At 40.6% G+C, this 10757-nt stretch carries 13 protein-coding genes and 5 pseudogenes; 6 read left to right on the plus strand and 12 right to left on the minus strand.

Features of this window, described 5'->3' with window-relative positions; translation table 11 throughout:
• Positions 1–442: 442 nt before the first annotated feature.
• The 4 genes from BZG84_RS15550 to BZG84_RS15565 form a co-directional block, all read right to left on the minus strand.
• Positions 443–697 (minus strand): hypothetical protein, encoded by a 255-nt coding sequence (locus BZG84_RS15550; protein ID WP_077482135.1) that lies wholly within the window; start codon positions 695–697, stop codon positions 443–445.
• 237 nt (positions 698–934) lie between these two features.
• Positions 935–1687, minus strand: a complete 753-nt coding sequence (locus tag BZG84_RS15555; RefSeq protein WP_077678450.1) for a class I SAM-dependent methyltransferase — start codon at positions 1685–1687, stop codon at positions 935–937.
• Positions 1688–1883: 196 nt separating this feature from the next.
• Positions 1884–2483 (minus strand): class I SAM-dependent methyltransferase, encoded by a 600-nt coding sequence (locus BZG84_RS15560; RefSeq protein ID WP_077678451.1) that lies wholly within the window; start codon positions 2481–2483, stop codon positions 1884–1886.
• 126 nt (positions 2484–2609) lie between these two features.
• Positions 2610–3143, minus strand: coding sequence for a GNAT family N-acetyltransferase (locus BZG84_RS15565; protein WP_077481908.1), 534 nt, complete (start codon positions 3141–3143; stop codon positions 2610–2612).
• 108 nt (positions 3144–3251) lie between these two features.
• On the opposite strand from BZG84_RS15565, the pseudogene BZG84_RS15570 reads away from it, so the two are divergent.
• A pseudogene (locus tag BZG84_RS15570) lies at positions 3252–3368 on the plus strand (IS110 family transposase); the annotation flags it as partial.
• Between the two features lie 105 nt (positions 3369–3473).
• Here BZG84_RS15570 and BZG84_RS15575 read toward each other — a convergent pair.
• Positions 3474–4256: an SAM-dependent methyltransferase gene (locus tag BZG84_RS15575; RefSeq protein ID WP_077481905.1), complete on the minus strand. Its 783-nt coding sequence runs from the start codon at positions 4254–4256 to the stop codon at positions 3474–3476.
• A 115-nt stretch (positions 4257–4371) separates the two neighbouring features.
• Between BZG84_RS15575 and BZG84_RS16660 the strand changes: the two genes are divergently transcribed.
• A complete protein-coding gene (locus BZG84_RS16660; RefSeq protein WP_077481903.1) occupies positions 4372–4632 on the plus strand; it encodes a hypothetical protein in 261 nt (86 codons plus the stop codon).
• Between the two features lie 21 nt (positions 4633–4653).
• On the opposite strand, the gene BZG84_RS15585 is transcribed toward BZG84_RS16660, so the two are convergent.
• Entirely contained in the window at positions 4654–5421 is a 768-nt protein-coding gene (locus BZG84_RS15585; protein ID WP_077481912.1) for a carbon-nitrogen hydrolase family protein, read from the minus strand.
• A 92-nt stretch (positions 5422–5513) separates the two neighbouring features.
• Between BZG84_RS15585 and BZG84_RS16665 the strand changes: the two are divergent.
• Positions 5514–5621 (plus strand): annotated as a pseudogene (locus tag BZG84_RS16665) (IS110 family transposase); the annotation flags it as partial.
• A gap of 218 nt (positions 5622–5839) precedes the next feature.
• Here the strand turns inward: BZG84_RS16665 and BZG84_RS15590 are convergent.
• Complete coding sequence (locus BZG84_RS15590) at positions 5840–6637, minus strand: class I SAM-dependent methyltransferase (RefSeq protein WP_077481902.1); 798 nt, start codon at positions 6635–6637, stop codon at positions 5840–5842.
• A gap of 96 nt (positions 6638–6733) precedes the next feature.
• Between BZG84_RS15590 and BZG84_RS16570 the strand changes: the two are divergent.
• Positions 6734–6841 (plus strand): annotated as a pseudogene (locus BZG84_RS16570) (IS110 family transposase); the annotation flags it as partial.
• Positions 6842–7059: 218 nt separating this feature from the next.
• On the opposite strand, the gene BZG84_RS15595 reads toward BZG84_RS16570, so the two are convergent.
• Positions 7060–7515, minus strand: a complete 456-nt coding sequence (locus tag BZG84_RS15595; protein ID WP_077678452.1) for a GNAT family N-acetyltransferase — start codon at positions 7513–7515, stop codon at positions 7060–7062.
• A 74-nt stretch (positions 7516–7589) separates the two neighbouring features.
• The gene (locus BZG84_RS15600) at positions 7590–8030 is read right to left on the minus strand and encodes a GNAT family N-acetyltransferase (protein WP_158011508.1); all 441 of its coding nucleotides are present in this window, start codon (positions 8028–8030) and stop codon (positions 7590–7592) included.
• Between the two features lie 89 nt (positions 8031–8119).
• Between BZG84_RS15600 and BZG84_RS16670 the strand changes: the two are divergent.
• A pseudogene (locus tag BZG84_RS16670) lies at positions 8120–8227 on the plus strand (IS110 family transposase); the annotation flags it as partial.
• Between the two features lie 119 nt (positions 8228–8346).
• A pseudogene (locus BZG84_RS16675) lies at positions 8347–8472 on the plus strand (IS91 family transposase); the annotation flags it as partial.
• Positions 8473–8716: 244 nt separating this feature from the next.
• Here BZG84_RS16675 and BZG84_RS15605 read toward each other — a convergent pair.
• The 3 genes from BZG84_RS15605 to BZG84_RS15625 form a co-directional block, all read right to left on the minus strand.
• Positions 8717–8995: a hypothetical protein gene (locus BZG84_RS15605; protein WP_077479189.1), complete on the minus strand. Its 279-nt coding sequence runs from the start codon at positions 8993–8995 to the stop codon at positions 8717–8719.
• A gap of 773 nt (positions 8996–9768) precedes the next feature.
• The gene (locus tag BZG84_RS15620; protein WP_077479192.1) at positions 9769–10293 is read right to left on the minus strand and encodes a GNAT family N-acetyltransferase; all 525 of its coding nucleotides are present in this window, start codon (positions 10291–10293) and stop codon (positions 9769–9771) included.
• A gap of 109 nt (positions 10294–10402) precedes the next feature.
• Positions 10403–10757 (minus strand): hypothetical protein (locus tag BZG84_RS15625; RefSeq protein WP_445177056.1); only part of this gene is annotated, 355 nt, incomplete at its 5' end.

Raw genomic sequence — 10757 nt, forward strand, 5'->3', positions numbered from 1 at the left:
GATTTATCCATACCAATATGGATACTTTTCTTATCTGTTTTAACTTCTACGTTAATTACCCCTAAGTGTTTCTAAAATTCTCATACCATCGCTTTTACAGACACTGTAACCATCAAAAACCGTGGGTATTTCATGGGCACTTCGCAGTTGAACCCGCGACTCCCTAGTTGTTTAAGAAAAAAATGCATTTATGGTTGATATAATCAAACCCAATGCTGGTGCGAACAAACATAGAATTGCAAGAGCGAATAGCACGAGAATACGTTTCCAAGACTTTGCTGCTTCTTGGGAAAATTTAACTGTCAACCAAGAATCCGAAGCAACTAACATTGTATCTTCCTGATTCTTTATATGCTTCTGTTTGTCATAAAGTGACATAAGCTAGACTCCACCTACCTACAGATGCTAGCACACGAGAGTTGGTGCTAGCTCCTTCTGTTTGTTATGCGACGCGCACACCTACTTTTTCCAGTTTTTGACGAATGCTGTCGATTGACTCGTCATATTCCCAGTACATCATACGACCGTGCGATCCAGTCACTAAAAGATATTGCTCACTAACAGACTGCAGCCTCTCGATCGCAACAAGCTTTGTGACGTACTGCTCCTCTTTCACTGTTTCTGTAATTTCTTTATGATTCTCGTCATAACCGTGAACGATAATCGCTGTCTTGACATTTACCTCTAGGTATTGCATCTATTTGATTTACATGCCTTATTGCATAAAAATGACATGAATTCCCCTCTTACAACGCTGTATATTAAGATGAAGCTTTGCATCTCGAGGTGAGACATATCACTATTTTTGGCGTTGCACTTGCTATACGCCAGTCTGTGCTCAAATGGTGGATGACATCGTAACCATCAACTTCAATCAGCCTAAAGCTACCTTTTGAAGAAAAGGAACAAGTCCAGCGAGATCTCAATGATCTCGTTATAGCGGCCTAACAACCCCCACAAAGCTTGTCGATGATTCAGTCAAAGTCGTCTTTTTCCAATCTGCGTAACGTTCTACTAACTGCAGACCGTGTTGCTCAAGGCGATCGCCTATCTCGTCAATTGAACGATATTTCAGCTCGATATAGCTTTGATATTGCATACCATTTTCATATTCTCTTCTTACACGATGCAACATCGTATTACTTAATGTTGGGTGCCTGCTGTCCAAACCATATACATCGACGTTTTCTCCGCTGTAACTCGTGTAGGAAGACCAATATTCGTAATTATTTGTTGTTTCAAAGTACTTAGGACATGGAAGTCGACAATCAAATACAAAAAAACTATTTCCGTGCATGTGTTTTTTTACATTTTCGAGCATGGATGAAAGGTCTGTATCTGAAAGAAATGCTTGAAAGGCATTTCCCGTCATAATAATCAGATCAAAGACGCTTTTTAAGTCGAAACTTACGGCATCCTTTTCATAAAACGTGACATTACTAGTATTTGATGACTTATGCTTCGCAAAATCAACCATTGAACGAGAAAAATCAATACCTACTGCATGAGATAACTTCTTTGATAATGGAATTGTTACTAGGCCAGTCCCGCAGCAGACATCTAGTAGGGATAAGATATTTCGATGAAGCATTAAATCCTGAAAGAACGATATTTCATCCGAATAGTAATTACCATACTGGGCATCATATTCCTCACCTGACCAAAACTCACTTCTACTCTGCTTCAAAAACTCTTTCCCTTGTACTTGAAAGTAATGTGGGGATCGTTACCATTCTTCTCTGTGGAAAAAGGAGAAGCGCAATAGTAAAGAAACCGTATACTTTTTTATATCTATCACTAATGCCAACGCACTAGAAAAATTCCCAGCATTACAATCTAATAAAAAAGCTTACATTACTAATGTTGTATATCAGGTGACCATATTATGATGTACGTTTTACAGCAACCACTGAAAAAATATGYCAATGCTTAGGGGCTCCAACCATTGTCGCGCCAGGCTCATCACGTTCTTTGAAACTGACTATTTCAAACTCTTCAAATAAGAGCTCAACTTGTTCTTTACTCAACGGAGCCGTCGGTAACCGAAAATTCGTTGCCCAAGTATCTCTAGGCCCCATAAAATCACCTACAAAAACACCACCAACCGCGATAGAAGAAGCAAGTTTTCGCCATGTATTTTTAAACTCTATCGGATCAGAAAAGAACAAACTTGAATTTGCTATCACTATGCCAGTAGAAGGATAATTGAAAGACTCAAATGAGCACTCTGAAAGTTTAACCAGCGGCTTTGAACTAAACCTTTCTGAACATATCGCAATAGAGTCTGGATTAATATCAAAGCCATACACCCGATAGCCTTGCTGCTCTAGATACGCTATCTCACTTCCGGTTCCACAACCGCAATCAACAGCGGTTTTCAGTCCAGACTGATCCAACTCAATGGCGAGTTCAGTGCGTGAATTGTGGGGGCGTAACAATGATTTTTCGTAGTACTGACGCCAAGTTGCTAAAGTATCATCCATAACGTTCAATATTCCAATAAAGTGAACCGAATTAAGGTGTGAACAACGCTTATCCCTTAGCTAATCCATTGTGCGTAAGTACCAAAGCTGATTAAAACTGAAAATGCCAGGCGCTGAAGATTTCTCTTAAAAACTTTGCCAGTTGCGTTCTAACCACTCCGAACGCAGCATCCCATATTTAACTGAATCGTAGTACTTGCCCTCGTAGTAACGCACTTTTCGCAATCTAGCTTCTTGTTGGAAGCCTAATTTCAATGCTAGTGACATCATGCGAGAATTACCCGACCAAGTTGTCATACCAACACGCTCAATTTCTTTAGTATTAAATAAGTATGAAACCCAGAGAGGAATGGCTCGTGCTGCGATACCCTTACCCCAACATGCAGAATCATAAATGATAATACCAGCTTCAAGCCAGCGAATTTCTTCACATTCCCAGTAACAATTCACTGTCCCAACAGGTACATCATTTGCAGTGACTAACTGTAAGTCTGAACCATTTAATAATCTTTGAAATGAAGATTTCTCAAACTGTTCTAGTGATGGATGCGAGTAAGTAAAGTAAGGGCCATTAAACTTTGTCCATTCATCGTTTGAAACAACAAAAGAATGGAGGAACTCCAGTTCGTCTTCCTTGGCTGGTCTTATTTCTATTTCCATATGTTCCTTAATACTTCGCGATTCTTTGTAGCAAACTAACGAATGACATGATTCCCCCTCTTGAAGATCTGCCACACTTAAGTGCGGCCTTTAATACCGGAGGTAACCATGTCTACTCAATTCTTTTGTGGCGTTGATCTCGCCAAGCACCACTGTTCTCTTCACGCGGTGGATGACCGCGGAAAAGTCATTCTCCATGAATCCGTTTCACGCATTAATTTATTAAACGTTAAAAACGACGTATCTCGATTAGCGCCGCCGAAAGTCGAAAAAGTCGCCAAAATATAGTGATTGAAAATATAGTCGTTTTTTATGTGTACGGACCAAGTGTTAGCTACCAACTTTTTTGTAAGCGACTATATGAGAAAGAAATAGTAACGAATACCTTTCGTTATACCTTATCTTGTATTCATGTTCATCTTCAGATAGCTTTTCCCAACCTTCGCCAAAGTAGTCGTTTATATCATTAACAGCTTCATTTTCTTCTTTTAAATGCTTTTTGTTCCACTGATAAGTACATGACAAAACTAACACTCCATTAAAAACAGTTGCATCCTTTAGTGCTTTTACTAAATTTTTAGGCGACTCACATTGATCAAGTACGTTGAGGCAAACTGTTAAATCGAACTCTTTCGTAACCACACCATGTTCGAAAGGTGCTTCTATTAAAGTAAATACTACATGATTACATGCTTTTGCTATTGCTGAAGTATCAAAATCCAAACACCCCAACTCTTTCAAGCTCTTGATATAAGGAAATTCACATTTAGTACCATCAATTAGTATTTGTTTGAGATTTGATAGCAAGCGGTGAGACGGTTCAACAACTGTTACAGAACTAATGCTTGGCATGTTAGTAACTAACTCGTAGCTATTTCGCCCCAAAGCTGCCCCTACCTCTAATACGTTTATAGGATTAATACTTTCATATTCGAGACACTCAATAATAAACTTAGCTACACTTTGTGTGTGGTTTGAGGAGATAAACGATTCAGGTACGTACTTAGATTTACTCTCCAATTGCTCAAACACCCCACTTAAGCGAAGTTTATCAAGCCATTGAACTTCATAGTATGCCGCCAATCCTTTTAGATCTATGTAAAAATCGCCCACTTATAATTCCTCCTATGAAGCTTAATTCTTTTCCGGTGCGCATAACGAATGACATGGATTCCCCCTCTTGAAGATCTGCCACACTTAGGTGCGGCCTTTAATTCCGGAGGTAACCATGTCTACTCAATTATTTTGTGGCATTGCTCTCGCCAAGTACCACTTTTCTCTTCACGCGGTGGATGACCACGGAAAAGTCATTCTCCATGACTCTGTTTCACGCGTTAATTTATTACACGTTAAAAAAGACGTATATCGATTAGCGCCGCCGAAAGTCGAAAAAGTCGCCATTACTTCCTGCATGCGGAAGATGGTGATGTTCTTAAATTTGATGCTTAGAGACGACGTGATGTGGGATAAAAACCTCGCTAAAATTTAGGATTGACGACATACTCGTTTGTTATAACGCGGTTTCCAGTGAACTCATAGTCTCAACTGACCTCAACGCCCCCTTAGAAAACTCCAAGATACTTATCGCAAGTTGGTCTACAGGCATGGAAAAAAGACATTTACCATCGGTTCCAAATATACGGCTACCACCTAATCCACGAATGTTCTGAGCGTTGAGCGCTTGTGGCCAGTTGCACTGTAAAACAAACGCATCGAGTTCCTTAGCTATTTCAGAAGCCGCTGAAAAATAGCCCGTTAAGGTATTATCATTGCCGCTCTGCCTGATATAGCTAGGCCAAACTATGATTTCTGGAGAGCAGGAACGAACTTGAGAAATAAACCAGTCAGCATCCTCGACTTCTCGACAAATTACCGTGGTATAGCGAGTGCCATCAAGCTCAAATACGCTTCTATTACCACCTTTAGCAAAAAACTGGGATTCACTTTCAGTCAATCCAGCCTTGTCCCATTGTGCTATGACCTGACCAGTTTTATTGATGCACAAATAACTATTGAACACATTTAACCCAACTACTTTAGGTGCACCAAAAAACAGACTTATTCGATACTTTTTCGCTAATTTTTGTAGTTCGACTATGGCATTTTGAATTAAGAGTTCTTTACATTCAGCTTTTATATTTCTATGAAATCCACTTAATGCGAGTTCAGGGAAAATTAAGACATCTAGTGCACCTAGCCTTTTAATGTATCCAGATATTGTCGAAAGGTTTTGTGCAACAGTCCATCTCATTTGCATCTGAACAATGCCTATTTTCACTCTGTACTCCTGTAGCGTTATAACGAATGACATTGATTCTCCCCTTGAGAATCTGCCACACTGAGGTGCGGCCTTTAATACCGGAGGTAACCATGTCTACTCAATTCTTTTGTGGCGTTGATCTCGCCAAGTACCACTTTTCTCTTCACGCGGTGGATGACCACGGAAAAGTCATTCTACATAACTCGTTCTCATGCTCCTGCGTGGGAACGGGAAGTAATGTCTAATGGCCCTGTCATATGATTGGCAGGCAGCGGTGAGACCGCAGTAAGAGACCTTCTATATGTGTTTGCCGTAAGCAATGACTTAATGCCGGAAATGACAGAACGAAGTAGACGACTTTGTTGTTCGAGAGCATTGGCTGCTGGCGCAGCCAAAACATACTATTGCCTATTGACCGGAGAAGGGCTCATATGTGTTAACTGGCTTTTCTAGCGATCACTAAACCATGATTACTTGAACCTAATAAACTAGGTTCATCACAATTTATTAAGTGATAATCTAACCAAGTTTGATATTGAGATGGTGTAAAGCCATTAACACCATTAGAAATATAACGTCCAAAGCCATCTGTTGCGGAGTGACCGATAACACCAAAACCATTGTCTTGAACCAAACATTCAATTTCAGCCGGTGTGGCGAAGTACCCTACATTAAAGAAACTATCTGCTTTTGAATTTGAAACTGTGCCGTGCTTATTTAATTCGATAAGCACTTCGGGGGTAATCAATTCCGGAAATTGTTGAGCGAACATGCCCGCGACAAAAAAGCGTGAGATATAGGCAACAGCTAACACCCCATTTGGCTTCAGAATACGCAAAGCTTCTTTTATCGCCAGCTCTCTTTCGTGCAGAGTTTTCAAGTGATATAAGGGCCCTAGGATCACACAAACATCTTGAGAACTACTCTCAATAAATGAAACATCACACGCATTTCCCTCAAACACTCTTAAGTCGATACCCTCGGATTTAGCTTTGGTATTTAGAATATCGACTTGCTCAGGTACAAGCTCTACAGCTGTTACATCACAACCCATTTTTGCAAAACTTAAAGAGTAACGACCCGTAGCTGCTCCCAGCTCACATACCGATTTGCCTTTTGACAAATATGGTTCGAGTTTGTGCATTGTGGTGTCAAACTCTAACTGAGCAATATACTGTCTTGTCAGTCTTTGATCTTCATTAGCACCCGTATATTGGGCTATCAGTCCTTCCAATGTTCAATACTCCTTTTGCCAGTTAACGAATGACATGGATTCCCCCTCTTGAAGATCTGCCACACTTAGGTGCGGCCTTTATTACCGGAGGTAACCATGTCTACTCAATTCTTTTGTGGCGTTGATCTCGCCAAGCACCACTTTTCTCTTCACGCGGTGGATGACCACGGAAAAGTCATTCTCTATAACTCGTTCCCACGCTCCTGCGTGGGGACGGGAAGTAATGTCTAATTGCCCTGTCATATGATTGGCAGGCAGCGGTGAGACCGCAGTAAGAGACTTTCTATATGTGTTTGCCGTAAGCAATGACTTAATGGCGGAAATGACAGAGCGAAGTAGACGACTTTGTTGTTCGAGAGCATTGGCTGCTGACGCAGCCAAAAAATGCTATTGCCTATTGACCGGAGAAGGGCTCATATGTGTTATGAGGCAACTTGAAGCGTCAAAGAAAGGAAGCTTTCATCGCTTTCAGTCACCTGATAGCCAAGGGATTTGTAAAACCTTACCGCAGGCTCGTTTCTAGTAAAACTTGATAAGGTTACGCAACTACGCTCTTGCTCACGCGCCATTTCGTGAATCATGTTCATGACCCTTTCACCCAGTTTCTGATTTTGAAATTCAGGAAACACAATGAGTAAATGCACATGAAATGCGTTTTCGTAAGGCTTGAAGCATAGCATTCCAACTTGCGTGTTATTGAGATAAACCCAGTGAAACCAATGCGGCTCGTAGTCATTTTTTAAACGATTGACTTGGAAGTCATCACACCAGCCAAAGACGGCATCAACATGCGAATAAAGTCCCTGTTTCACAACAGAGAACAGACTTTCAAACTCATCATTTTCTATTTGTATTAGTTGAATATCCATATGCCTCATAACGCCACCAGCATGCGCGGCTTTGTAGTAGAGCCGTAGGCGGAACGAAAAAGCCGTCGCCTTGACTGGCCTTGTTATGCATTTGGGTTCCACTGTAACTTATAACTACCATTTTCGTCACCCAAAACACTAAATCCTAGACTAGTATAAAAACCAACAACAGGATTTGCTTTTATGACACCTAAATTAACTGGCAGATCATGCTCAATTGCTGCTGACTTTGTGTAATTGACAACTTGCTTACCTATACCCATTGATTGAAACTCAGCCTTTACCAGTAGCATTTTTAAGTGGATGTGATCATCATTTTTGACCAAATAAAATGCACCAACGCGTTCACACTTATTCTGGATTATTTTAAATTGGGTGATCGGGAGATGCTTGCCAAAGCTCTCTTCTTGGAACGCCTCATGCCACCCCCACTGAGCCTCGATACTTGGCTTTAGTAGATCTTTAAATAGACCCCAAACCCATTCTCTATCAGTTATCTCGGCTTTTCTAAATTCGATTAGCACGATTCGTCCTTATGCATAACGAATGACATGGATTCCCCCTCTTGAAGATCTGCCACACTTAGGTGCGGCCTTTAATAACGAAGGTAACCATATCTACTCAATTCTTTTGTGGCGTTGATCTCGCCAAGCACCACTTTTCTCTTCACGCGGTGGATGATCACGGAAAAGTCATTCTCTATAACTCGTTCCCACGCTCCTGCGTGGGAACGGGAAGTAATGTCTAATGGCCCTGTCATATGATTGGCAGGCAGCGGTGAGACCGCTGTAAGAGACCTTCTATATGTTTTTGCCGTAAGCAATGACTTAATGGCGATTCATGTTGCTTCACATGGCAAACCTGACCTTGCCCGTTGAGGCGACCTCTGAGCAGCATACAACACGATGTTGTCCTGCGTGTTGGGAGCGGTTCATGGTCTGCGTGGGCGTGACACGACCGAGGTAGCCGAAAGGCGAATAGAATAAGGAGAATGGCATTCATTTAAACACAGGAGAGCAAACCGACACAAACCACATCGTTACGCAACGTATTGAAGTAACGTCTTATCTGCTCATTTCTTGGCTGCGCTCGTGCTGAAAAAAGTGCCAGACGCAGCCCCACCTATGCACATTCGAGCTATTTACTTAATAAAGCAACGGGCTTGTTCAACTCCCAAATAAAGTGTCGGCTACGCGACACTTATTATTTATTAGGCGACATTTCTACGTTTAACTTCTTTCTCATAAGAAGATTCATTGTATAGCCAAATAGCCCAAAATGCGAAAAACATCCCGATCGTATAAATGAAATAATTAAGAGCATTATCCGATAAGAAAATCGTAATACTTGCCACATCAGAAGATGGATAAAGGAAAATAACATTAAAAATCATGTACAAAGTGGCTGTGACGAAAGTTGTTCTAAAAAGCCAATTTAAACATCCTTTCTTTCGCGATTTTTGCCAATTCTCAAATGCTTTACCATTCATTAATCCACTCCTTTTCTGTTAACTAAAGCTAGATTAACTCCTTCCCACGCTCCTGCGTGGGAACGGGAAGTAATGTCTAATGGCCCTGTCACATGATTGGCAGGCAGCGGTGAGACCGCAGTAAGAGACCTTCTATATGTGTTTGCCGTAAGCAATGACTTAATGGCGGAAATGACAGAGCGAAGTAGACGACTTTGTTACTCGAGAGCATTGGCTGCTGGCGCAGCCAAAAAATGCTATTGCCTATTGACCGGAGAAGGGCTCATATGTGTTAGCTTAAGTTATGTAGCACCAAGCCATACCACCCCAAAACAGAATATTCAAAGTCCAGATTATTACACTCTGAACTGGAAACATATGAAAAACTAACTGAGGACATGCCTTAAGCTCACTCGTCGAGAACAACATTTGCGGTTGAAGATCCCAACTTGTAGCTAAACACAGACCTCTTTTATACCTAGGGTGATTCACCAAGTACTCAGTGTAGGATGAGTACATTGTCCATATCCCTAAAAAACCAAGTAATTCAACTAGTGATATCACTTCTATACTAAATGGTAACAGTGAAGGTCCTCCAATGAGGAAAATAGCTGCAAATATCCATTTTCTATTTCTCATTACATATCCTTGTTAATGATTTTAGCGAACGCTTTGTTAAGGGGTGAACAACGCAATACCGAAGTTGCTGCAAACCACCTTAAACACAAAAATCAACGCATGGTAAAAATGCCACGCGTTGTGAATCCCTCTTGAACAACTTGTTAGGCGAATTTTCAAAGAGTTATGCGCATATCTGCACAATTGAAAAGACCATCGCCCAAAGTCGGAAATCGTGCATGATTTGTGAGCGTACCATAATTTGAGAAACCCGACTTTTCTAAAACTCGTATGCTTGCGAGATGCTCAATAAACGGATTGGTTCTTACCTCTTTTACACCCAAACTTTTCAAGTATTGTAGACCAGAGCGGCACAACTCAGTTGCAATGCCTTGATTACTAAATTGATCTGATATACCAAAATGAATTTCAGCATATTGCTCATTAAATACGAAAACAACTAAACCAAACACAAAGTCATCTGGACTCGCTGCAACTCCATACAAACAAACTTTGGGAGCATTTTCTGAATAGAATTTTCGCCATTGCTTAATTTTCGTGAGCGTGGTTTCAACTGTATCGTGGGGCAATGTCGATATGTACTTTGCTGAACTGCTTGAGCCTGAATACATATTGAACAAAGAATTTGCATCAGCTTCTCGAAGCTCTCTGACTCTAAAAATTCCACTTTCGTAGTTCATTGCACCTACATTCGCCTAACGCTAAGAACAGTTGCAAAATAAATGGCACTACATTTTGCGAAGCAAAATTCGTGACATTTATTTTGTCAATTGCTTCGCCTTGTTAACTTTATGATTGAATAGTACCAATGTAATTCTTTGCTCCAGAAAAATAATATGAAATATTTCTCTTACCGAAGAAGTTATGCCAATGTTTTTTAATTTGCTCTTGCCTTTCTGGGTCAGTGCAAAAATCAACCACTTCAATTTCTGCATTTTTTCTTGTCATCCGTGATAATAGCTGGCGCAATTCGAAATCTGCACTAGGTAACGAATAACCGATAAAAACTAACTTTGATGCTTCTGATAATTCTATGCCTGCGTTTTGCCAAATAATTCTATACTGAGGATTAGATAAATCTTTAATAAAAGTCGGCATAATTAAATTGGATATTAATACATGCTTTCCAGCATCCTCTTTAAAG

It is taken from the genome of Salinivibrio sp. PR932, assembly GCF_001996125.1.
GTDB classification, from domain to species: domain Bacteria; phylum Pseudomonadota; class Gammaproteobacteria; order Enterobacterales; family Vibrionaceae; genus Salinivibrio; species Salinivibrio proteolyticus.

What these genes read in the sequence shown, in the direction of transcription:
- BZG84_RS15550 (WP_077482135.1), bottom strand. Translation starts at nt 697, where the DNA reads ATGCAATACCTAGAGGTAAATGTCAAGACAGCGATTATCGTTCACGGT.
- BZG84_RS15565 (WP_077481908.1), bottom strand. Translation starts at nt 3,143, where the DNA reads ATGGAAATAGAAATAAGACCAGCCAAGGAAGACGAACTGGAGTTCCTC.
- BZG84_RS16660 (WP_077481903.1), top strand. Translation starts at nt 4,372, where the DNA reads ATGTCTACTCAATTATTTTGTGGCATTGCTCTCGCCAAGTACCACTTT.
- BZG84_RS15595 (WP_077678452.1), bottom strand. Translation starts at nt 7,515, where the DNA reads ATGAGGCATATGGATATTCAACTAATACAAATAGAAAATGATGAGTTT.
- BZG84_RS15605 (WP_077479189.1), bottom strand. Translation starts at nt 8,995, where the DNA reads ATGAATGGTAAAGCATTTGAGAATTGGCAAAAATCGCGAAAGAAAGGA.
- BZG84_RS15620 (WP_077479192.1), bottom strand. Translation starts at nt 10,293, where the DNA reads ATGAACTACGAAAGTGGAATTTTTAGAGTCAGAGAGCTTCGAGAAGCT.